The organism is Gordonia sp. VNK1 (assembly GCF_040049135.1).
Lineage (GTDB): Bacteria > Actinomycetota > Actinomycetes > Mycobacteriales > Mycobacteriaceae > Gordonia > Gordonia oleivorans.
Genome location: NZ_JBDZDJ010000020.1, coordinates 76,103 through 97,026, shown reverse-complemented (window position 1 = coordinate 97,026; position 20,924 = coordinate 76,103). Strand labels below are relative to the sequence as shown.

At 67.0% G+C, this 20,924-nt stretch carries 22 protein-coding genes and 1 tRNA gene; 13 read left to right on the top strand and 10 right to left on the bottom strand.

Translation table 11 applies throughout. The features are described 5' to 3' along the window. The first annotated feature begins 34 nt into the window (after positions 1 to 34). The 5 genes from ABLE94_RS20580 (at position 35) to ABLE94_RS20560 (ending at position 6,277) form a co-directional block, all read left to right on the top strand. A complete protein-coding gene (locus ABLE94_RS20580; protein WP_348809716.1) occupies positions 35 to 865 on the top strand; it encodes an aldo/keto reductase in 831 nt (276 codons plus the stop codon). Between the two features lie 113 nt (positions 866 to 978). Beyond that, positions 979 to 1,410: a GtrA family protein gene (locus ABLE94_RS20575; protein ID WP_348809722.1), complete on the top strand. Its 432-nt coding sequence runs from the start codon at positions 979 to 981 to the stop codon at positions 1,408 to 1,410. A gap of 39 nt (positions 1,411 to 1,449) precedes the next feature. Beyond that, complete coding sequence (locus ABLE94_RS20570) at positions 1,450 to 2,853, top strand: phytoene desaturase family protein (RefSeq protein ID WP_348809715.1); 1,404 nt, start codon at positions 1,450 to 1,452, stop codon at positions 2,851 to 2,853. 85 nt (positions 2,854 to 2,938) lie between these two features. Further along, a complete protein-coding gene (locus ABLE94_RS20565; protein WP_348809714.1) occupies positions 2,939 to 4,765 on the top strand; it encodes a glycosyltransferase in 1,827 nt (608 codons plus the stop codon). Between the two features lie 6 nt (positions 4,766 to 4,771). Next, positions 4,772 to 6,277, top strand: coding sequence for a glycosyltransferase family 39 protein (locus tag ABLE94_RS20560; protein WP_348809713.1), 1,506 nt, complete (start codon positions 4,772 to 4,774; stop codon positions 6,275 to 6,277). 22 nt (positions 6,278 to 6,299) lie between these two features. On the opposite strand, the gene ABLE94_RS20555 is transcribed toward ABLE94_RS20560, so the two are convergent. After that, positions 6,300 to 7,178, bottom strand: coding sequence for a TIGR03619 family F420-dependent LLM class oxidoreductase (locus ABLE94_RS20555; protein WP_348809712.1), 879 nt, complete (start codon positions 7,176 to 7,178; stop codon positions 6,300 to 6,302). Between the two features lie 241 nt (positions 7,179 to 7,419). Between ABLE94_RS20555 and ABLE94_RS20550 the strand changes: the two genes are divergently transcribed. Together ABLE94_RS20550 and ABLE94_RS20545 are read left to right on the top strand one after the other, a co-directional pair. Then, on the top strand, positions 7,420 to 8,214 hold the full coding sequence (locus ABLE94_RS20550; protein WP_348809711.1) for a DUF222 domain-containing protein: 795 nt from the start codon (positions 7,420 to 7,422) through the stop codon (positions 8,212 to 8,214). After that, a complete protein-coding gene (locus ABLE94_RS20545) occupies positions 8,141 to 9,445 on the top strand; it encodes a 13E12 repeat family protein (protein WP_348809710.1) in 1,305 nt (434 codons plus the stop codon). Before ABLE94_RS20550 ends, ABLE94_RS20545 begins: the two co-directional genes overlap by 74 nt. A 1-nt stretch (position 9,446) precedes the next feature. Here ABLE94_RS20545 and glfT1 read toward each other — a convergent pair whose 3' ends face one another. From glfT1 to ABLE94_RS20525, 4 genes are all read right to left on the bottom strand, one after another. Further along, positions 9,447 to 10,355 carry a galactofuranosyltransferase GlfT1 gene (gene glfT1 / locus ABLE94_RS20540; protein WP_348809709.1) on the bottom strand — a complete coding sequence of 303 codons (909 nt, stop codon included), beginning with the start codon at positions 10,353 to 10,355 and terminating at the stop codon, positions 9,447 to 9,449. Next, the gene (gene wzt, locus ABLE94_RS20535; RefSeq protein WP_348809708.1) at positions 10,352 to 11,212 is read right to left on the bottom strand and encodes a galactan export ABC transporter ATP-binding subunit Wzt/RfbE; all 861 of its coding nucleotides are present in this window, start codon (positions 11,210 to 11,212) and stop codon (positions 10,352 to 10,354) included. Before wzt ends, glfT1 begins: the two co-directional genes overlap by 4 nt. A gap of 5 nt (positions 11,213 to 11,217) precedes the next feature. Then, complete coding sequence (wzm, locus tag ABLE94_RS20530) at positions 11,218 to 12,078, bottom strand: galactan export ABC transporter permease subunit Wzm/RfbD (protein WP_348807386.1); 861 nt, start codon at positions 12,076 to 12,078, stop codon at positions 11,218 to 11,220. Between the two features lie 71 nt (positions 12,079 to 12,149). After that, positions 12,150 to 12,722, bottom strand: a complete 573-nt coding sequence (locus ABLE94_RS20525) for a bacterial proteasome activator family protein (protein WP_348807387.1) — start codon at positions 12,720 to 12,722, stop codon at positions 12,150 to 12,152. 93 nt (positions 12,723 to 12,815) lie between these two features. On the opposite strand from ABLE94_RS20525, the gene ABLE94_RS20520 reads away from it, so the two are divergent. Next, positions 12,816 to 14,012, top strand: a complete 1,197-nt coding sequence (locus ABLE94_RS20520; RefSeq protein ID WP_348807388.1) for an aminotransferase class V-fold PLP-dependent enzyme — start codon at positions 12,816 to 12,818, stop codon at positions 14,010 to 14,012. Between the two features lie 101 nt (positions 14,013 to 14,113). Then, entirely contained in the window at positions 14,114 to 14,593 is a 480-nt protein-coding gene (locus tag ABLE94_RS20515) for a MarR family winged helix-turn-helix transcriptional regulator (RefSeq protein WP_348807431.1), read from the top strand. Positions 14,594 to 14,597: 4 nt separating this feature from the next. On the opposite strand, the gene ABLE94_RS20510 is transcribed toward ABLE94_RS20515, so the two are convergent. Both ABLE94_RS20510 and ABLE94_RS20505 read right to left on the bottom strand, forming a co-directional pair. Next, complete coding sequence (locus ABLE94_RS20510) at positions 14,598 to 15,572, bottom strand: NAD(P)H-quinone oxidoreductase (protein WP_348807389.1); 975 nt, start codon at positions 15,570 to 15,572, stop codon at positions 14,598 to 14,600. 163 nt (positions 15,573 to 15,735) lie between these two features. Further along, complete coding sequence (locus ABLE94_RS20505; protein ID WP_348807390.1) at positions 15,736 to 16,311, bottom strand: SHOCT domain-containing protein; 576 nt, start codon at positions 16,309 to 16,311, stop codon at positions 15,736 to 15,738. Between the two features lie 129 nt (positions 16,312 to 16,440). Here ABLE94_RS20505 and ABLE94_RS20500 point away from each other — a divergent pair. Beyond that, positions 16,441 to 16,526 (top strand) — tRNA-Ser (locus ABLE94_RS20500). Here the strand turns inward: ABLE94_RS20500 and ABLE94_RS20495 are convergent. Beyond that, the gene (locus tag ABLE94_RS20495; protein ID WP_348809707.1) at positions 16,508 to 17,917 is read right to left on the bottom strand and encodes an SPFH domain-containing protein; all 1,410 of its coding nucleotides are present in this window, start codon (positions 17,915 to 17,917) and stop codon (positions 16,508 to 16,510) included. The two genes, ABLE94_RS20500 and ABLE94_RS20495, sit on opposite strands and share 19 nt — an antisense overlap. Positions 17,918 to 18,027: 110 nt before the next feature. Continuing rightward, positions 18,028 to 18,588 (bottom strand): hypothetical protein, encoded by a 561-nt coding sequence (locus tag ABLE94_RS20490; protein WP_348807409.1) that lies wholly within the window; start codon positions 18,586 to 18,588, stop codon positions 18,028 to 18,030. A gap of 210 nt (positions 18,589 to 18,798) precedes the next feature. Between ABLE94_RS20490 and ABLE94_RS20485 the strand changes: the two genes are divergently transcribed. Then, positions 18,799 to 18,996, top strand: a complete 198-nt coding sequence (locus ABLE94_RS20485; protein ID WP_348807410.1) for an antitoxin Phd — start codon at positions 18,799 to 18,801, stop codon at positions 18,994 to 18,996. Positions 18,997 to 19,047: 51 nt separating this feature from the next. Here ABLE94_RS20485 and ABLE94_RS20480 read toward each other — a convergent pair whose 3' ends face one another. Further along, positions 19,048 to 19,431, bottom strand: coding sequence for a DUF5997 family protein (locus ABLE94_RS20480; RefSeq protein WP_348807432.1), 384 nt, complete (start codon positions 19,429 to 19,431; stop codon positions 19,048 to 19,050). A gap of 80 nt (positions 19,432 to 19,511) precedes the next feature. Between ABLE94_RS20480 and ABLE94_RS20475 the strand changes: the two genes are divergently transcribed. Further along, positions 19,512 to 20,270 carry a LysR family transcriptional regulator substrate-binding protein gene (locus ABLE94_RS20475; RefSeq protein WP_348807411.1) on the top strand — a complete coding sequence of 253 codons (759 nt, stop codon included), beginning with the start codon at positions 19,512 to 19,514 and terminating at the stop codon, positions 20,268 to 20,270. Between the two features lie 40 nt (positions 20,271 to 20,310). Further along, positions 20,311 to 20,895 carry a hypothetical protein gene (locus ABLE94_RS20470; RefSeq protein ID WP_348809706.1) on the top strand — a complete coding sequence of 195 codons (585 nt, stop codon included), beginning with the start codon at positions 20,311 to 20,313 and terminating at the stop codon, positions 20,893 to 20,895. Positions 20,896 to 20,924 lie beyond the last annotated feature (29 nt).

Below are 20,924 nucleotides of genomic sequence, written 5' to 3'. Positions count from 1 at the left end.
ACACCGATCGACGGTTGGCCCATATTCTTAGACGGTGGAGATCCCTTCGGTCACGCTCGCGTCCGGTTTTTCGCTGCCGCTGGTCGGCCTCGGCACCTACGACATGCTCGGGATGCCCTGCGCGCATGCCGTTTCGCATGCGCTGGGCGCCGGCTACCGGCTGCTCGACACGGCGTCGCGCTATTCCAATGAACGCAGCGTCGGGATGGGGATCGAGGAGTCGGGCATCGACCGTGCCGATGTCGTGGTGCAGACCAAGCTCGGCGGCGGTGATCAGGGATTCGACGAGGCGATCAACGCGGCCAAGGACAGTGCCCGGCGGCTCGGGGTGGCCTACCTCGACGTCTACCTCATCCACTGGCCGTGCCCGAGCCTGGGCAAGATGGTCGAATCGTGGAAGGCCCTGCTGACCCTGGCCGAGGAGGGATTCATCCGGGTGCCGGGTGTGTCGAACTTCAAGGCGCATCATCTGCAGGCGCTCTACGACGAGACGGGGAAGTGGCCGGAGCTCAACCAGATTCAGTGCTCACCCGCACTGGCGCGTGACGGCCTGCGAGAGTTCATGCAGCACAATGGAATCCATGCGCAGGCCTGGCATCCGACCGGCCGCAAGGAGGGCATGCTCGCCGACGCCGTCGTCATCCGGCTGGCCCGCAAGTACGGCAAGTCGCCCACCCAGATCGCGTTGCGCTGGTCGGTGCAGCAGGGTATCGGTGTGGTGCCCAAGTCGGCACACAAGGGCCGCCAGCTCGAGAACGCCGACCTGTTCGATTTCGAACTGACCGAGGCCGACGTGACCGACCTCGCGAGCCTGGATCGCGGTGAGAAGGCGGCCCGCGACTCCGATGTGGAAGAAGAATTCTGACCCGGCTGCCACGTGAATTCTCAGCGCCATGACCTAGGGTGATGCGCGTGGTGGACCAGAGTTCCGACGAGCCGAAGCACACGCACGACGAGTTCGCGACGCGTCATGCGCCGATGCCGCCGGAACTGCCCCTCGACGACGGGGAGGCCTCCACCGACGTCCCGCTGATGACACAGATCATCCGGTTCGTCATCACCGGCGCCGGGTCCGGGGTCATCGACTTCGGTCTCACGGCGCTGCTGCAGTACCTCGCGGGACTGCCGCCCGGTCTGGCCAAGGCCATCGGCTTCATCTGCGGCACCACCACCGCTTACTACTTCAACCGGCGGTGGACGTTCCGTGCTGAACCGAGCATGGCCCGGTTCATCGCGGTGGCCGTGCTCTACGGCATCACCTTCTTCGTCAACGTCGGCGTCTACGTCTGGCTGTCGCATCTGTGGCCCAAGGAGCTGATCTACAGCCTCGTCGCCTACGTCATCGCGCAGGGCTTGGCGACGATCATCAACTTCGTGGTCCAGCGGGCCGTCATCTTCAAGATCCGGTAGCGCGCCGTGGCCGGGGGCTCGCCGCGCACCGCGGCGGTCGTGGGTTCGGGGCCGAACGGGTTGGCCGCCGCGGTTCGGCTCACGCAGGCGGGCGTGGCGGTCACCGTGTACGAGGCCGCCGACGAGATCGGTGGTGGTACGCGATCGGGTGAGCTGATGGTTCCCGGCGTCGTCCACGATCACTGTTCGGCCTTCCATCCCCTCGGGGTCACCTCACCGTTCCTGGCGTCATTGCCGCTGCACCGGCACGGACTGCGATGGCGGTGGCCGGAGATCGACTGTGCCCATCCCCTCGACGACGGCACCGCGGCGCTGCTGTATCGCGACATCGAGGTGACGGCCGCCGGGCTCGGCGTCGACGGTCCGCGCTGGAAGCGTCTGTTCGGCCCACTCGCGCGGCATTTCGACGACATCGGCACCGACATTCTCCGGCCGTTCCTGCACGTGCCGCGACATCCGGTCACGTTGACCCGATTCGGTGTGCGGGCGCTCGCCCCGGCGACCGTGTTGGCGCGGACGATGCGGACACCGGGCGCTCGGGCCTTGTTCACCGGGATGGCCGCACACGGGTTCACGCGGCTGGACCGGCCGGGATCGTCGGCGGCCGGGGTGATGCTCGTCGCCGCCGGCCATCGCGCCGGGTGGCCGGTGGCCGAGGGCGGATCGTCGGCGATCGCGGCGGCCATGGCCGGGCTGCTGCGCGAGCTCGGTGGCGAGGTCGTGACGGGCCGTCGGATCGACCGTATGTCCGATATCGCCGATGCCGACGTCGTGATCCTGGACACGGCTCCCGAGTTCGCGGCGGATCTGCTGGGCACGGCCATCCCGCCGCGCATCGGCCGGACGTTCCGCGCGGTCACCCACCGGACCGCGGCCTTCAAGGTCGACTATGTGATCGACGGTGAGGTGGGCTGGACGGCGCCCGGCTGTGACCGGGCCGGCACCGTGCACCTCGGCGGAACCTCGGCCGAGATCGCCGACGCCGAGCAGAGCGTGCTGGGTGGGCGGATGCCGCAGCGGCCGTTCGTCCTGGTGGGGCAGCAGTGGCTGGCCGACCCGGGTCGCGCGTCGGGCTCACTGCGGCCACTGTGGGCGTATGCGCATGTGCCCAGCGGATACCGGGGACCGGTCACCGAGCTGGTGACCGCGCAGATCGAGCGATTCGCGCCGGGTTTCGCCGATCGGGTCGTCGACGTCCGGACGCGAACCCCGGATGAACTCGAGATGGACAATCCGAACTACGTGCGTGGTGACATCGGCGGTGGACCCAACGACCTGATGCACCTGGTCGCGCGGCCCCGGCTGACGACGACGCCGTATGCCACCGGAGTCCCCGGGGTGTACCTGTGTTCCTCGGCGACGCCGCCCGGTGGTGGTGTGCACGGAATGTGTGGATTTCACGCGGCGCAAGCGGCACTGGATCATCTGATTACGCGCGCGTGATTTCCGGCTGGTAGGTCGCTGTGAGTTAGTCTCGACGGGAATCGCGCCGAATCATCGAATCGATCCGTACGACAGCAGAGGCCTGATGCACAACGACGACCTGATGGTGGTCCAGCGAACCGTCTTCGCCGGACCCAATTCCCGTGTGAATCCCGGGATGTACGTCGACGCGGACATCGCGGCGGTACGAACGGTGCGGACCGAGGTCCGGATGGATGCGGGCGCGACACTCAGTACGAATACGTATTTCGGGCGATTTGCCGCGAGTTATTGGCAGCGATATTCCGCGATCACGGAGGTACGCCTCGAATTCGATCACGAGGTTGCCGACGATGCCATCCTGCGTTTCGAGGTGCATGCCTCCGACGCCAGTGGACGGGACCGTCCGGTGGAGATCATCGAGATCACCGGGACGGGTCGGGTGTGCCTCGACCTCGCGGTGCGGCGTTTCGTCGACGGGGGTGCCATCTGGTTCGATGCCACCGCCATCGGCGGGGGTGCGCGACTGGCGAACGTGACGTGGTCGGCGCCGCGACCGGAGCGGGTCCGGCCCGTGTCGGTGGTGATCTGCACGCACAACCGGCCATCCGAGGCGACCGCGACTGCCTTGGCGCTGGCATCAGAGGATTTGGTGCACAACAAGATTGCTGCGGTCTATCTCGTCGACCAGGGCACTGATCGGGTGGATTCACATGCGGACTTCGAACGGATCAAGGCGGCGCTCGGCGACAAGCTGCATTATCTGACGCAGCCGAATCTGGGTGGGGCCGGCGGGTTCAACCGCGGATTGTTCGAGCTCACCCGCGGCGACGTCTGCGACACCGACGTGCTGCTGATGGACGACGACATCCTGGTGGAACCGGAGTCGCTGCTGCGGTTGTCCACCTTCGCCGCGAGCACCGTCGAGCCGATGCTGGTGGGCTCGCAGATGCTGCTGCTGTCGGAGACCTACCGCGTTCACATGACCAGCGAGTGGGATCGACTGGGGCGCTACCGGGCGGGCATGAAGGGCGCATACAGCCGCAACGGCATCAACGCCCTCGAGAAACAACAGGAGATCCGGGTCGACGCCGGATACAACGCCTGGTGGTCATGCCTGATACCCGCGGAAGCTGCTGTATCACTTGGGCTCTCGCTTCCCATGTTCTTCCAATGGGACGACGTGGAGTACGGCATCCGTGCCCGTAGGCAGGGATTCGGTACCGTGACCCTGCCCAATTCCGGTGTGTGGCATGCGGATTTCCACCTCAAGGACTACGACGACTGGTCCCGCTACTTCGCGTGGCGTAACACGTTCATCGTCACCGCCCTCCACGGAACGGTGGAACCGCGTGGAGCCGTGACGGTTTCGTTGAGGGAGATCGGTCGTCAGCTCAGCTGCATGGAGTACGGGCTGGCCGCGACGTTCATTCTCGCCCTGCGTGACTTCTTGGCCGGACCCTCGGTCCTGGCCGACGGTGGTCAGGGAAAACTCGCCGAACTCGCCGAACTGAGATCACACTATCCGGAGACCAAGGTCCGTCCGGCTGCGGAGGTGGGACGCGAGATCCGTTCTCCGATCGTCGCGCGGCCACCGGAGCCACGAAAAGGCAAGCTGGACCGCGTGCTGGTCAAGCGGGCCGTGAAACAGGGTGTGGGCCGGGTGATTCCGGGTCCGGTGACGATGGCCAAGCTGGACGCCACCTGGTGGCACGTCGCCTTGTTCTCCTGGGTGGTGGTGACCGATGGGTCGCAGACGGGTGTTCGCGTGCGGCGCCGCGACGCCGACACCCTGCGACGACTGACCCGGGAATTGGCGGAGGTCTGTTGGGAGCTCTACCGACGCGGCCCCGAGGTGGCCGCCCAGTGGCGCGATGCCGCCCCCGCGCTGAGCAGTCGCGAGAACTGGCAGCGCCTGTTCGACGGTGACTGACCGATCATGAGCCGGCTGCGTGGCGTCAGCGCGCCCCTGCTGGTGGGTCTGATCGGTGCCCTGGTTGCCGCGTGGGGATCGTGGCGGCCATCGCTGTGGTACGACGAGGCCGCCACCATCTCGTCGGTGAATCGCACTGTCCCGCAGATCTTCCACCTCGTCGACACCATCGACGGGGTTCACGCGGCGTATTACCTGTTCATGCGGGTGTGGACGCTGGCATTCGGCTTCTCCGAGTTCTCCGTTCGGTTACCGTCCGCGTTGGCCGTCGGGCTGGCTGCGGGCCTCATGGTCGTTCTCGGACGGATCGTGTGGGACAACGCTTTCGGTGTGCTCTGCGCGCTGGTGTTGTTGACCGTGCCGCGAGTGATGTGGGCCGGTTCGGAGGCGCGCGGGTACGCGGGCGCGATGGCGTTGACGGTGGCGGCAATGCTGTTGCTGCTGATCGCCCTGGATCGTGGAAGGTGGTGGTGGATCGCCTACTCGGTCACGGGTGTCGCGATGGTGGTCTGGTTCTTCCTGTCGATCACGGTGATCCCGGCCCAGATCGTGATGATTCTGGTGTTACGCCGTCGAATTCCCCGGGCGGCGGTGTTCGCCATGGTTGCCGTCGTGGTTGCCGTGACTCCGTTCGCCTGGTGGGTTTTCGGTCAACGCCGCCAGATCGACTGGCTGCCCCCGATGACGTTGGATCGGCTCGAGACCCTGATCCTGTTCGAGATCCCCGATGGCTCCTGGCCCTACCTGATCGGGGTGAGTGTGGTGGTGGTGGCGGGAGTCGCGGTTGCGGCGTTCCGGTCTGCCGCGCAGCCGTGGCCGATCCTGATTGCCGCTGCGAGTTGGTGGTTGATCCCGACGGGTGTGATCGTGATCTATTCGTGGTTGGCGTCGCCGACCTACACCCCGCGCTACCTCATCTTCGCGGTCCCCGGCTTTGCGATCGTCGTTGCCTGGGCGGTGCGGGCGATGACGGGGGATCGTCGCGTGTGGCAGGCGGTGCTCGTCGGGCTTCTCATCGCACTCATGGTGCCGTCGTACCTCGCCCAACGCGGTCCCTATGGGCGCACCGGCGAGACCGACTTCTCACAGGTTGCCGAGTACGTGCAGACGCACGCGCATCCGGGCGACTGCGTGGCGTTCGGTCCGAGCCCGGGGTGGAGTCCGGTGTCGATGAGGGCGGTACTGCGTGGAAAACCCGATTCCTTTGTGGGCCTGCGCGATATCGGAGCGCGCAGGGGTGCCGCGGTATCGGGGTCGCTGTGGGACGAGGATCGACCGGTCGAGCGCTACCGTGAGTTCGCCGCAGGATGTTCGGTGATGTGGGTGATCGGGGATCGGGACCGCGATACCGCCGCGCAGACGTTCCCGGGCGGGATGCAGGTGTGGACCTTCCGTCGCGAGCGATTCGTCGACACTGCGCTCCACCGGGAGCTGTCAGACTCGGGACTACATGTGGTGCAACAGATCCCGTTCACCAATTCGCAGGTGATACTGATGGAGCGGGATCGATGAGCGCAGAGAACTCTGCCGGGACTCAGCCGTTGACCTTGGCGATGACGTTGTCCGCGTACCAGTTCAGGTGATCGATCTTCTTCTGTAGTGGTTCGGTGTCCTGACCGACGACGTAGGGCAGCCGGAATCCGACGATGACGTCGGTGATCCCCTTGTCCTCCAGCTTCTTCACGCCGTCGACGGTGTAGGCGTCGAGGGAGATGACGTGAATCTCGAAGGGATCGTTGGTCTTTCCCTCCGCCTTGCGGATGTCGGCGATGGTGTCGAGGAGGGCGTCGAGTTCCTCGGCCGGTCCGCCGCCGTGCATCCAGCCGTCGCCGCGGATCACCGCCCGTCGTAGCGCGGCGTCGGCGTGACCGCCGACGAGCAGCGGGATGGGTTCGGTGGGCGCCGGTGCCATCTTGATCTTGGGGATGTCGTAGAACTCGCCGTGGAACTCGAAGTATTCGCCGGAGGTGAGGCCGCGGATGATGTCCATGCATTCGTCCATCCGCTTGCCGCGCCGGCGGAAGTCCACGCCCATGATGTCGTAGTCCTCCGGCCATGGGCTGGTGCCGACGCCGAGCGCGAGCCGATTGCCGGTCAGGTAGGCCACCGACGCTGCCTGCTTGGCCACGAGTGCCGGTGGCCGCACCGGAAGCTTCAGGACGAACGGGGTGAAGCGGATGGTGGAGGTGACCGCGCCGAGGGCCGCCGCCTGGATGAAGGTCTCGATGAACGCCTTGTCCTCGAGGAACTCCCGATTGCCGTCGGGAGTGTAGGGATACTTCGCGTCCGACTCCTCGGGGTAGGCGAGGGAGTCGGGGATGGTGAATCCGGCATACCCGGCCTTCTCGGCGGCCTGTGCGAGCGGCGCGTAGTAGGCGGGGTCGGTCATCGCCTCGGCGAAGGTGAAACGCATCGGTGTGCCCCTTTGGTTCTCGTGGACCGGCTTACTCAGAGTAGAACACGTTCTAGTTTTCTGGGAGAGGGTTGGGGGATCGGGAGGCTTCTTGCCGGCCGCAGAGCGGGGAGCAAGGTGCGAACATCAGTTCGATTTCGAGGATCGGATCGTGGCGGTTCTGTCGGTGGCGTCGGCATAATAGAACATGACCGCGAACACACATGTATTCGTGTTGAGATGTCCGAGGGGGTGGCACCGCATGACCGAGGCGATGAGCGAGGGGACGGGTCGGCGGTGGTCGGCCGCGGATTTCTGGTTGGGGGAGTCGTTGTGGCCGGCGTTGCTCGACGAGTTCGTCAGTGATGATGTGGTGGCCGAGGTGATCGCCTCGTACCGTGCCGATGGTGATGACACGCCGACGGGTCCGGTGATCGGCGTCAGTGATGAGGCGGTGAACGGTTGGTCGGGGCAGCTGATCACGCTGCAGCGCGGCGCCTGCTATCTCGCTTATCACAGGTACGTGGCGGTGCGGGAGATCGCGCAGCGGGTGCGGCGGTTACGTCCGGCCGATGAGGTTCATGACTTTCTGTTGGCGGATACCACGGCGTTGATCGGTGCGCGGGTCGGGCAGTTGCTGAGCATCTCGCAGCGGGCGGCGGAGGTGCTGGTGGAGCATGCCGATGTGATGCATGAGCGGGTGCCGAAGGTGTTCGAGCAGTTGCGGCAGGGTCGGATCGTGCCGGAGTTGGTGCCGGTGGTGGTGGCGTGCACCGAGTTGCTCGACGGGTGCGACACGGCGGCGGCGGTCGATGCCGAGGTGGCCGAGGAGTTGGCGCGGCATGGTGGGGCGTGGTCGCGGGCGCAGTTGGCGACGATGGTGGATCGGATCGTGTTCCGTCATGATCCGGATGCGGTGCGGGAGCGGTGTCGGCGTGCCGGTGACAAGCGGTCGGTCCATCGCTCGGCCGCGTCCGGATGGGATGGCCTCGATCACGGCGACGATGACCGCGGAGAATGTGGCGATCGCGATGGCGGGGATTTCTCGGTTGGCTGATGCGGTGTGTGCCGAGGATCCGCGGACGCGGCGGCAGCGGTGTTCGGATGCGTGTTTCGCGTTGTTGTCGGGGACGGCGTTCGAGTGCTTGTGCGGTCGTGAGGAGTGTCCGGCGGTGATTCCGGAGGCGGGGACGGTGCCGCCGGCTGCGGCGGCGGTGATGGTGCATGTGGTGTGTGATGAGCGCACCTATGCGGCGGCCGAAGAAGCCGCGGCGGCCGAGCGGGTCGCGGCGCAAGAGCGGGCTGCGGCGCAGGAACGGGCTGCGGCGCAGGAACGGGCTGCGGCGCAGGCGTTTTCCACCGAGCCGCCACCCGCCGCGGAGGCGTCGGAGTCGCGGGGCGGGGTGCAGCAGTGCGTCGCCGACGGTGAACCCGCGGAGTCGCCTGCCGCCGAGCCGTCCACTGCTGAGTCGTCCACCCCTGAGTCGTCCACTGTTGGCGGTGGCCTCGTCGTCGGTGCTGCGGCAAGCGACGCGAATGTCGCTGCCGGGCAGTCAGATACCGGCGATGCGCCTGCGCCTGCTGGTTCTGCGGCGTTCATCTTCGGGCAGGGTGTGGTCTCGGATGTACAGGCGTTCGGGTTGATCACCCGGCCCGATGCGGTGGTGCGGCGGTTGATCGGGCCGCATGCGGTGGTCGGTCCCGATGGCGGTATCGAGGTGTCGGCGACCGCGCCGGGGAATCCGTATCGGCCGTCGTCGGTGCTGGATCGGTTCGTACGGATCCGTGACGGGTGGACGGTCACCCCGGGTGAGGATCGCTCGGCGATGAGCGCCGAGGTCGATCACGTCGCCGAGTTCGACCACCGCAACCCCGGTGCAGGTGGTGCGACGGTGCCGGACAACCTGAACGCGAAGTCACGGTTTGCGCACCTGCTCAAGACGTTTGGGGTCGGCTGGCTCGATGAGCAGTACCGCGACGCCGATGGCCGGTTGCGCACGGAGTTCCTCACTCCCGAGGGCATGGTGATTCTCGGTAATCCGTTCACCCTGGAAGACCTGTTTCCCGGGTTGGCGCGCATCCGGTTCCGGGCACCACCCACGCCGGCTCCGGATGAGGCAACACCTGCCGAGTCGGCGCGCATCCTGCATCCCACCCGACGCATGAGTCGGGTGGAGGCCAAACACGCCCGCCGACGCCAGGAACGCGAACGTAACAAACGCCGCCGCGAAGCGCAAGAGCACCGCGAAGCCCGGGAACGCCGCGAAGCCGAGCAGTCGGGAGGCTGATTCAGTCCGGCCGGATGAACCGTTCGCGGCGGCCGAGGCGCTGCAACCGCAGCCACTCGGCGAAACCCTTGACGTCGTGTTGCTGCACCAGGAAGTACCAGCCGAAACGGGCGTACTCCTGGGGGAGGAGCTTGCGCATGCCCGGTTGACTCATCAGGTAGCCGCGGTTGCGGTAGGTGAAGAAGCGTTTGGTCGGGTTGTCCGGGTACTGGGTGTGCATGCGCCCACCGAGGATCGGGCGGAACTCGTCGGTGCCATACGGATGCAGGTAGGCGGTGGTCAGGCAGGTACCGAAGGCGAGGCCCGACCGCTGCAGCCGACGGTGCATCTCCACCTCGTCGCCGCGGAAGAACAAGCGCAGGTCGGGCACGCCGATCATCTCGAGGGTGTCCGCGCGGAACAGTGCGCCGTTGAACAGCGACGCGATGCCGGGCAGCAGGTCGTCGTCGGGGTTGCCGGGTTCGAACAACTCGGATCGCTTGCGCCGCCACACGACTCCCCGGCGCAGCGGGAAGGCGAGGGTGTCCGGGTCGTCGATGTTGGCGACCACCGGGGAGACCTCGGCGAGATCGTGCGTGATCGCGCAGTCCATCAGCGTCGCGAGAACCTCACTGCCCTCGGGCCGGCCGTCGTCGTCGGCGCACCATACCCAGTCGGCACCGAGCGCCAGCGCGTGCAGCATGCCGAGGGCGAATCCGCCTGCGCCGCCGAGGTTTCGCTTCGATCCGAGATAGGTCGTCGGAACCGGCTGTGCGGCAACGAGATCGGCGACGACGGCCTCGTCGGCATTGTCGACGACGACGATGTGGTCGACCGGACGTGACTGCGTGGCGAGGACTTTCAGTGACGCCGACAACAGCTCGGCGCGACGGTGGGTGACCACCACCGCGACCACGATGTCGGTGCTCATGCCAGCGCGTCCCCGTCGGAGGTGTCCCCGTCGGAGGTGTCACTGGCGGCAGCCTCTTCACGCTTCATCCCGGCCAGCACCTCACGCACGTGCGCGGCGGCGTCGGGACCCTCGTAGGCGCCGACCACCTCTTCGATTCCGCCGTCCATCCGGACCTCGCCGTGATCGATCCACAGCGCACGGTCGCAGAGTTGGGCGAGGAACTCGTTGGAGTGGCTGGCGAACACCAGGATGCCGGACCGTTCGACGAGGGCCTGCAACCGGATTCGGGCCTTCTTCATGAATTCGGCGTCCACCGCGCCGATGCCCTCGTCGAGGATCAGGATCTCCGGATCGATGCTGGTGACCACGCCGAGGGCGAGTCGCACCCGCATACCCGTCGAGTAGGTCCGCAGCGGCATCTGCAGGTAGTCGCCGAGTTCGGAGAAGTCGGCGATCTCGTCGATCTTGCGCAGCATCGCCTTGCGCGTCAGTCCCAGGAACATGCCGCGGATGATGATGTTCTCGTAGCCGGAGATCTCCGGATCCATGCCGACGCCGAGGTCGAACACCGGGGCCACCCGTCCGGTCACCCGGCAGGCCCCACGCGTCGGCTCGTAGATCCCGGACAGCAGACGCAGCAACGTCGACTTGCCGGCACCGTTGTGGCCGACCAGACCGACGCGGTCACCGTGCTCGAGGTGCAGGTTGATGTTCTTCAGGGCCTCGACGACGATGACGTTGGAGTCGTTGGCGCCGATCACCCCGCCGGCCGCACCCATCACCGACTTCTTCAACGACCGGGTCTTCGCATCGAAGATCGGGAAGTCCACACACGCATCCCACGTGTCCACGCGCACCGAACTGGTATTGCTCATCGCCATCACACCCAATACGCCACGCGGGCCCGGTAGTTACGCATGACCGCCAACGCGGCGAGCCACCCGATCGCGGTGCAGCCGATGACGATCGCCCAGTGATAGAACGCCACCGACTGGCCGAGCAGGGGCCCCCGCGCGATGTCGAGGTAGTGATACATCGGGTTCAGTTCCACCAGCCGCAGGCGCGGATTCTCCCCGCCGACCTGGCTCAGGCTCTGCGTCGTCCAGATGATCGGCGTCATGAAGAACACCAACTGCACCGCCGTCGTCAGCAACTGCCCGATGTCACGGAACCGGGTGGAGAGGATGCCGAACACGATCGACACCCACACGCCGTTGATGACGTACAGGATGATCGCCGGAATCACCAGCACCACAGTCCAATTGACCGGCTGCGGGAAGACGATCAGGATCACGATGTAGATCACGATGTTGTGGGCGAAGATGATCAGCTGCCGCCACACCATCCGGTACACGTGCACGCTCACCGGCGCGGGTAGCTGCTTGATCAGGCCTTCGTTCTTGGCGAAGACCTCCGCCCCCTCGAGGATGGAGTTCTGGATGAAGTTCCAGAAGATGAACCCGAGCGTGACGTACGGCAGGAACGTCTTGATGTCCATGTGGAAGAGCTCGCCGTAGAGCAGGCCCATCGCCACCGCGGTCACGCCGGTGGCGATGGTGATCCACAGGGGACCCAGCACCGAGCGGCGATACCGCTGTTTGATGTCCTGCCACCCCAGATGCAGCCACAGCTCCCGCGACCGCATACCTTCGGCCAGGTCGCCGAAGGCCCGGCTCATCGACCGAGATCCCGCGCCCGGCGGGGGCGGTGGCACCTGCCCCTCGATCACTTCCGCTGACACGAGGCTTGAGCATACAGAGCGCTCATGTGGTCACCCGGCACAGAGGTTCTCGGGGGAGCTGCCGAGGTGCCCTACAGGTACTGCCCGGTACTTCCATGTCCGCTCCCCGAAGCCGGCATCATTCCCGGCGGCAATGCGCCCTGCCGCATCTGCTCGAGCTGCGCCCGGGCGGCCATCTGCTGGGCGAACAGTGCGGTCTGGATGCCGTGGAAGAGGCCTTCGAGCCAGCCGACGAGCTGTGCCTGCGCGATGCGGAGTTCGGCGTCCGACGGGGTGGTGTCGTCGGTGAAGGGCAGCGCCAGACGCTCGAGTTCCTCACGCAGCTCCGGCGCCAACCCGTCCTCGAGCTCACGGATCGACGACTCGTGGATCTCGCGGAGCCGGTTGCGGCTCGCCTCGTCGAGAGGTGCCGCCCGCACCTCCTCGAGCAACTGCTTGATCATGGTGCCGATGCGCATCACCTTCGCGGGCTGCTCCACCATGTCGGCGACGCTCGTGCCGTCGTCCGACGACTCGGCGGAGGCGGCGGCGGTGCCCAGGGGAGCGTCCGCACCCACCACCACGATGGAATCGTTGCCGGGTTCGGACGCGCCGTCGTGATCGGGACTACCGAAGGGGCTCGCAGGTGTGCCGTCGATGACCATGCCCCCATTGTGCCCAAGCCGTCGACGGGTCGGGGCGATACCCGTCGGCGATACCTCGCTGAGACGCGATGACGCCCGTCTATGGTGGGGCCCATGGCCTTCGATGTCGCCCATGCGCGCGGACTGTTCCCGTCGCTCGGTGACGGCTGGATCCGTCTCGATCCGCAGGCCGGCATGGTGATCCCGGATTCGGTCGCCAGTGCGGTGTCGACGGGATTTCGCCAGCTCGGAGCGGCGCCGTCGGGCCGGTATCCCGCCGCCCGCGCCACCGCCGACGCCCTCGACGGTGCGCGTCGGGCGATCGCCGACATGGTGGCCGCTCAGGCCTCCGGCGTGGTCCTCGGCCCGTCCCGGTCGATGTTGCTGTGGACGCTGGCCGAGGCGATCAAACCCAACACGTGGCTGTCGGGCAATGTCGTCGTCAGCCGCCAGGACGACGAAGCGAACATCCTGCCGTGGGTGCGCACCCTCGGTCGGGTGGGTGGCCAGCTGCGCTGGGCGGAGATCGACGTCGAGACCGGCGAGCTGCCCACCTGGCAGTACGACGACCTCATCGACGATCGCACCGCCGTCGTCGCCGTCCCGTTGGCGTCGTCGACGTTGGGCACCCTCACCGACGTCGCCGACATCGCCAAACGCACGAGGGCGGTCGGTGCGCGGCTGGTCGTCGACGCCACCAGCGCCGCGCCCTATGTGCCCCTCGACATCACCGAGCTCGGTGCCGACGTCCTGGTGGTGTCGGCCGAACGGTGGGGCGGTCCGCGGATGGCGGCGATGGTGTTCGCCGACCCACGGGCGATGGACAACCTCTCGTCACTCTCGTCCGATCCCCATGCCGTCGGACCCGAACGTCTCGAGGTGGGCGAACACCAGGGCGCACTGCTCGCAGGTCTGGTGGCGTCGGTGGAGCATCTGGCCGCCCTGGACCCGGACGCGTTCGGCAAACGCCGCCGACGCGTCGTCGCGGCCCTCGACGGCGTGTCGGAGTACCTGCAGCGACTCGGGTTCTATCTGGTGACCACACTCGACCAGCTCAATCACGTCTCGGTCATCGGCAAGAGCGACAACCGCGTCCCGCTCGTCAGCTTCGCCGTCGACGGGGTCGGTGCCGACACCGTGGTCCGCCGGCTCGCCGACAACGGGATCTGCGCGTTGGCCGACCTTCCCAGCCGGGCGCTGACGCGGATGGGTGCCGGCGACTTCGGTGGTGCGGTCACCGTGGGCCTCGGGCCGTACTCCACCCCGTACGAAGTGGATCATCTGGTCAGGACACTCGGCTCCCTCGCCTGAATTATCGCGGTGTCCGACAGTGTGTCGGTCGGGGTGTCGGTCGGACGACCCACACCGTTTCGTAAATCGACGCACACCGCACTATCTTCGACACAGTGAATATGCGGGAGCCCGAGTCGGGGCGCGGCCACGCGCCCACAGGTGATCCGTGCCGTCTCACCGAGAGTCAGCAGCAGGTCTGGCACAACTTCGTCGACGGTGGTTGGGCACTGATGGCCCAGGTCACCGCAGGGTTCGCCGCAGCCGGTTTCTCGGCGACCGACATGCGCCTGCTGGAGATCCTCGCGCCCCGCGACGCGATCGGTATCAGCGAACTGGCTGCCACCCTGCACGCCGGCGTCAGTACCGTCTCGCGCATCGTGAGCCGACTCATCGACGACGGAATCCTCGAGCGGGTGGCGTCGCAGGCCGACGCCCGTCACCGGCTGGTGCGGATCACCGAGGCCGGGCGGGTGGAACTCGACCGGCAGTTGAGCGTGCGCGACGGTCTGATCAAACGCCTCGTCGTCGACGTGGTCGCACCCGAGCAGTACGAATCCATCGGCGATGCCTTCGAGCGGATCCGCAAGGCCTGCGACTGACTTCTCAGTCCGACACCCGCAGCAGGACCTTCCCGATCGACTCGCCGCGCTCCAGGCGCTGATGGGCGGCGTCGGCGTCGTCGAGGCCGAAGACGCTGTCGATGACGGGGACGACCTTTCCGGCCTCGATCAGCGGCCACGTCAGTTCCCGGGTGCGCGCGACCACGTGTCCCTTGCCGTCGTTGCCGTCCACCGGCCGGGAGCGCAACGTGGTGCCGATGACCGAGGCCCGCTTGGCCATCAGTGTTGCGATCGACAGTTCGGCTTTCGTGCCGCCCTGCATCCCGATGATCACCAGCCGCCCACCCGTTCGAAGCGCAGAAACGTTGCGCGCCAAGTATTTTGCGCCGACGATGTCGAGGATGACGTCCGCGCCGCCATGCTCGGAGATGATCTGGACGAAGTCCTGCTCGGCGTAGTTGATGGTGATGTCGGCGCCCAGCTCGCGGCAACGGTCGAGTTTGTCGGCGGTGCGGGCGGTCACCGCGACCCGTGCGTCGAGGGCTCGCGCCAACTGGATGGCATGCGTGCCGATCCCGCTCGACCCGCCGTGGATGAGCAGGAGTTCGCCGGGGACCAGGTGGGCGGCCTCGATGACGTTGGAGACGACGGTGCAGGCCACCTCGGGCAGGGCGGCGGCGTCGGCCACCGACACCCCGGCCGGGACCGGCAGGACCTGGGCGGCGGGCACGGCCACCTGCTCGGCGTAGCCGCCGCCGGCGAGCAACGCGCACACCTCGTCGCCGGGCGCCCAGCCGACGACATCGGAGCCGACCGCCCGGATGCGTCCGGACACCTCGAGTCCCAGGGTGTCGGGCGCCCCGGGGGGTGGTGGATAGAGGCCGCGTCGTTGCAGCAGGTCGGCGCGGTTCACGCCGGCCGACACAACGTCGATGACCACCTCGTCGGGTCCGGCGACCGGATCGTCGATGGTGGCGATACTCAGTTCGCCGGAGTCGGAGACGGTGACCGCGCGCATGAGTCGATGGTGGCACATCGGTGATGGCCGGCAGTCCCGGACTGCGCGTCCGGTCGGTGACGCGGTGCCTGTTCGGTCGCGCGCTACCTGCGCGTACGCGCGGTCATTGCACTGCGGGCGTGGGTGCGAACGTGCCGCGTGAGCGATTGCGCCCCAGCGGGATTCACGTTCCGAGCAGGCGCCGCTTCTCCGCCTCGAACTCCGCGGTGGTCAGCGCGCCACTGGCGTGCAGGGCGGCGAGCCGCTCCAGGGCATCCAGCCGTGCGTCACTGTCCGCCGCTCCGTCGACGACACCGTCGCGGTTGAGGTCCATCCCGGTCGCCGCCTCGAACCGGCCGATCTCCTCGGGCGAGGCCGGTCGTCCGTTGATCATCACCGACGCCGCGCCTGCGGAATGTGGTGTGGCCGTTCCGGTTCGGTTCATCTGATCGGCGATCTGCCGGGCCGTTGCGGCGCCACGTTGCTGCCACGACGCGACCTCGTCCCAGAGAATGGTGAAGCATCGGGGGTTGGTCGCATCGGCCACGATGGGGAGGATCGTTCCCGGCGCGGGCCACTTGTCCACCTTCACCAGGAACTGGTCGTCGACGGGGAAGGCGGCGTATCCCGGGACCGAGACGACGAGGTGCATGCCGCAGCTGGCGGTGTGGGCGGTGTAGGGCGGCCGTGACGTCGAGACCACCTGCGCGCTACCGCGCACGGGGTTGCTGACCGTGCGGAACATGTCCATCAGACCCATGTCGACTCCTACCGCGGGTGGTTGCGATGGTAGTCGCCGTACCCGACCTCTGTCTCCGCTCGGAACGCGTTGCTCGGGCCGGGAGCCGATTCGGTCCCCGTGTGACCTCTCACGTACCCTTTTGCGCAGGGAAGCGTGGCAGAGCGGCCGAATGCACTCGCCTTGAAAGCGAGCGTGCCTAAACAGCACCGGGGGTTCAAATCCCTCCGCTTCCGCTGGGTTTGGGTTGCGCAGCCGGTACGGCAGCCTTGCTGATCCCGCCGAGCATCTCGGCCAGATCGATACCGGTCGTCGAGCGGATCGTCTCCAGTGCGCCCACAGCACTCTTGGCCACCGACTGGGTGATCCCGTCGGTATCGGATCCGATGAGGGTGACCGAGGCTCCTGCCAGCGGCTTGGCCGCGGCCTCGACGATGGCAGGCATCTTGGTCAGGATGAGTTCGAGCTGACCGACGGTGTCCATCTCGGCCAGCGCCTTGGCACGGGCCTCGATGGCCTGCGCCTCGGCCTCACCGCGCAAACGGGTCGCCTCGGCGTCGGCACGACCCCGGAGCTCGGTGCTCTGCGCGTCTGCCTGCGCGGCGGCGATCTTGGCCTTCTTCTGAGCCTCACCCTGCAGTTCGACGGTGCGGGCCTGCGCCTCGGCCTCGGCGATGCGTTGGGCTTTCTCCGCGGCGGCATTCTGCTCGGTCTCGAAGCGGCGGGCCTCGGCCGGGCGCTTGACCTCGGCGTCGAGCTGTGTCTGGCGCAGTTCGGCGGCCTTGGCGGCGACCTCGTTGTCCTTCTCGGTCTGGATCAGCCGGCGTTCTGCCTCGGCCAGCGGGCCGGCGGCATCGGCCTCGGCCGCCGCGCGCTCGGTGATCTTGCGGGCCTCTTGGCGTTCGACGTCGAGCTGGCGCTGCTGTTCGATCACGGCCTGCTGATTGGCGATGCGCGCCTGCTCGGCCTCACGCTCGGCCTGGGCCGCCGCGATGGCTGAAGCACTCTCGGCGTTCGCCTGGGCGATATGGGCGATCCGGGACTGTTCGGCGCGCTCGGCGGCGGCCAGGTCCTGGAAGTAACGTCCGTCGGCGTCGGAGACCTCGTTGATCGAGAAGGAGTCCAGGGCCAGACCCTGCGTGCGCAGGTTGGTCTTGATGGCCTCGGCCACCTGGTCGATGAGCGCCTTGCGGTCGACCAGGATGGCCTTGGCCGTCATGGTGCCCACGATCGAGCGCAGTTCACCCGAGAGTTGCTGGGTGACGAAGGCCTTGATCTTGTCGGTGTCGTCACGGAAGCGCTGACCCGCCTTGAGCACGTCCTCGGGCTCGTCGCCGACCTTGACGACGGCAGTGGCCGACACGGCCAGTTCGATGCCATCGTTGGCGGGGGTCGAGGTGTTGAGGGTGGCCTGGACTGAGCTCAGGGAGACACGGGTGGATTTCTGGACCACCGGCAGCACAAATGTGCCGGTGCCGCGGTAGACCTTGCCGGTCTGTCCCTTGCCCGTGCCGGTGACGACGAAGGCTTCGTCGGCGCCGGGGACCCGGTAGCGCGAGATCAGGGCGACGATCAGGACCACGAGTGCGGCGACGGCCACCCCGACGATGACGATGATGCTGGACAACGGTGCTTCCTTCTCTGGGTTGGTTTCTCGGAGTTGATATCTCGGACCGTCCGGCGCGGTTGTGCCGTCACGGGTAGTGCTTCGGCAGAGCCGATGTCATCGCCCGAAGGTCAGTCAGAACCCGTCGTCGGGCGATCGATCGACCAGAGCGACGTGGCGTACCAGATCTGTTCGTCGGGGTTCTTCGGCGATACCAGGTACGCGGTGTCACCCGGTCGGAGGGTCAGGCCGCGTGCGGTCATATCGGGGTCCAGACACACCGTGATCAGCTGCGAGCCATTGGGCGTGATGGCCTCGGCCTGGGCCAGTCGCTGCGGCGTGTCCAGACCGTCGACCATGCTGACCTTGTGCCCGGCCAGTTCGGTGGGCTCGGATTCCTTGCCGGCGCGCAGCAACATCCGCAGCACCGGGTACATGAGGACCATGGTGGCGGCCATCGCCGCCGCCCCCACTGCCAGGGCCACGATCGTCGGTGCCGTGTCCCCCAGGAGCATGAGTCCGCTGACGCCGGCGCCGATGGTGACGCCGGGGGTGAGCAGACTGAGCATGCCGACACCGGAATCCCCGATGTGGACGTCGATCGGCCCCAGATCCAGGCCGATGAGAGACAGCAGGCTCAGGCACAATCCGGTGGCGGCGACAATGAGGAGCACCATCGCCAACGGGTCCATGTGCTCGTTCTCCCTCTGGTGGTACCTGCCTTGTGTGCTTCATCAGGTCGTGCAGAATCATCTGGTCGCCACAGTAGAGGGTCGTCCCGCGAGTGTCGGCCAATCGTTCGACCAAACGAACGACGGACGCAGCAGGTCACGGGCGTGAATGAACACAACGGAGGTATCGTATTCGGTACCTTCCGGGTACCACGCGGAAAGGGTCCCTCGATGCCCTCACTCAACCTCACCTTCAGCGACGACGAGCTTCAGGAGCTGCGTGAGGCCGCTGAGCGTGCGAACGTCTCGCTCGAGACGTTCGCACACGATGCCGTCACGGCAGCGGCGAGTTCGGAAAAGCGTCAGGTCGCCGAGACGTCCAAGAGGGTCGCCGAGATCTCGGCGGATCTCAACCGCCGGTTGGCGTGAGGGCGAACTACCTCGATCGAGGCCGCCATGCACATACTCGACGGGTGGGGATCATGCGTCGTCCGGCGTCTCCGCCTCGTCGCGTCGCCGATCAGCGTGCAACGACTTGATGCGACGCTCCTCACGCAGCACCTCGACGTGCTTGGTACGTTCGGCCGCCAGCCAGTCGGGCATTTCGTCGAGGAGTGCGTTGATCTGGTCGGTCGTCAGCGCTTCGGTGATCTCGCCCCGGATCAGGCCGGAGTTCGAGATCCCGAGTTTGGCGGCGACGAGGTTCTTCGGGTGCGGACCGTTGGCGCGCAGGTCGCGCAACCATTGCGGCGGGTCGGCCTGCAGCGCGGCCAATTGCGCCCGCGTGATCGGGCCGGCGCGGAACTCCTCCGGCGTCGCCGGCAGGTAGACGTCAAGCTTCTTGGCGGCGGTGGCCGGTTTCATCGACTGCGAGCTCATGCTCGCAGCGTATCGCCGTTGCCGCGATTCTCCGAGGCGGTCAAGCTCCGGGGTAGCCTCGGGACGTGAATCCGCCCGCAGATGCCGACCCGTCGAGCCCGGCGGTGTTCCGGCTCGCCTACGTGCCGGGCACGACCCCCGGGAAATGGGTGCGCATCTGGGGTGAGCGCCACCCGGACATCCCGCTCGAGATGAATTCGGTCGAGGTCGCCGACACCGCCGCGGTGATCGGACGAGGCGACGCCGACATGGCGATCACCCGCCTGCCCGACGCGCTCACCCACGCCGATCCCGGGCCACACCACACGATCACGCTCTACGAGGAGACGACGGTGGTCGTCTTCGGCAAGGACCATCTGTTCAGCGCGGGCGACGAACTACAGCCCGATGACCTCGCCGACGAGGCTGTGCTGTGGCCGCTCGACGAACCACTCGCCGTGACCGACCGTCCCGGGACCGCGATCGAGCATCGCCCCGAAACCACCGCCGACGCCATCGAACTCGTCGCCGCCGGTGTCGGACTGCTGGTGGTGCCCCAGTCGCTGGCCCGGCTACATCACCGGCGCGACCTGGACTATCGACCGGTCGCGGGTCTGCCGACGAGCACCGTCGGACTACTGTGGCCCGATCCGACGTCGGAGGCGGCCGAGGAATTCATCGGGATCGTCCGCGGCCGCAAGGCCACCTCGTCTCGTGGCGCCACCGACGCACCGCCGAAACGGTCGGCCAAGGAGAAGGCGGCCGCCAAACGGGCGGCCCGGGAGGCGGCCGGGAAGGTGCCGGGGACACGGCGTTCGGGGAATCGCGCTCGTCGCCCGCGATGAGATCCCTCGTTGCCGAGATGCTCTCGATATGGTGGCGACCGTGAATGCCGTGGGGGAAATCGAACTCGTGATCCGGGCAGGGGTGCGGCCCACTGGTGCGGTGCTGTTCGGCGTCAACCTCGTGATCGGTGTCGTGATGACGTTCGCCGGGATTACCTTGATGGCAACGGCTTCCGATCCGGGCTTCTTCGTCATGTCCCTCGTCGCCGCGATCAGCGGAGCGCTTCTCCTCGTCGCCGTCGTGGTGATCGGTCTCGCCTGGTGGCGCGGAGAGGCTCTCGCGGTCATCACCGACACGTCGATCACTTTGTGCGCCATCGACGATCCTGCCCTGCGTGAGTGGGCGTGGTCGGACATCGTCCGAATCGACGTCGACCAGGAGATCGCAAACGGGGTGAGGATCGCGACCGTATATCGATTCACGCTGATCCCCGGGGAGCGAACCGACGCGTTGATGACCTCGATGCCTACCCGTACCCGGTGGCTGTTCACCAGACGCCCGGCCGATCCGACGTGCATGCGGGTCACGTCATTTCATACGCCGGCACCGCGGAGGATTCGGAAGTTCCTGTACTCCGTTGCGCCGAGGCGGGACGTCATTCGGGTGGATGGGCGACCGGCGTAGCCGTCCCGGCGCCGTGATATCACAGGTCT

Coding starts and splice junctions, on each gene's coding strand:
- ABLE94_RS20565 (WP_348809714.1), top strand. CDS start 2,939: ATGCACAACGACGACCTGATGGTGGTCCAGCGAACCGTCTTCGCCGGA.
- ABLE94_RS20505 (WP_348807390.1), bottom strand. CDS start 16,311: ATGGGTCTGATGGACATGTTCCGCACGGTCAGCAACCCCGTGCGCGGT.
- ABLE94_RS20555 (WP_348809712.1), bottom strand. CDS start 7,178: ATGCGTTTCACCTTCGCCGAGGCGATGACCGACCCCGCCTACTACGCG.
- ABLE94_RS20550 (WP_348809711.1), top strand. CDS start 7,420: ATGACCGAGGCGATGAGCGAGGGGACGGGTCGGCGGTGGTCGGCCGCG.
- ABLE94_RS20520 (WP_348807388.1), top strand. CDS start 12,816: ATGGCCTTCGATGTCGCCCATGCGCGCGGACTGTTCCCGTCGCTCGGT.
- ABLE94_RS20485 (WP_348807410.1), top strand. CDS start 18,799: ATGCCCTCACTCAACCTCACCTTCAGCGACGACGAGCTTCAGGAGCTG.
- ABLE94_RS20490 (WP_348807409.1), bottom strand. CDS start 18,588: ATGGACCCGTTGGCGATGGTGCTCCTCATTGTCGCCGCCACCGGATTG.
- ABLE94_RS20515 (WP_348807431.1), top strand. CDS start 14,114: ATGCGGGAGCCCGAGTCGGGGCGCGGCCACGCGCCCACAGGTGATCCG.
- ABLE94_RS20560 (WP_348809713.1), top strand. CDS start 4,772: ATGAGCCGGCTGCGTGGCGTCAGCGCGCCCCTGCTGGTGGGTCTGATC.
- ABLE94_RS20575 (WP_348809722.1), top strand. CDS start 979: ATGCCGCCGGAACTGCCCCTCGACGACGGGGAGGCCTCCACCGACGTC.
- ABLE94_RS20525 (WP_348807387.1), bottom strand. CDS start 12,722: ATGGTCATCGACGGCACACCTGCGAGCCCCTTCGGTAGTCCCGATCAC.
- ABLE94_RS20480 (WP_348807432.1), bottom strand. CDS start 19,431: ATGAAACCGGCCACCGCCGCCAAGAAGCTTGACGTCTACCTGCCGGCG.
- wzt (WP_348809708.1), bottom strand. CDS start 11,212: ATGAGCAATACCAGTTCGGTGCGCGTGGACACGTGGGATGCGTGTGTG.
- ABLE94_RS20510 (WP_348807389.1), bottom strand. CDS start 15,572: ATGCGCGCGGTCACCGTCTCCGACTCCGGCGAACTGAGTATCGCCACC.
- glfT1 (WP_348809709.1), bottom strand. CDS start 10,355: ATGAGCACCGACATCGTGGTCGCGGTGGTGGTCACCCACCGTCGCGCC.
- ABLE94_RS20545 (WP_348809710.1), top strand. CDS start 8,141: ATGGCCTCGATCACGGCGACGATGACCGCGGAGAATGTGGCGATCGCG.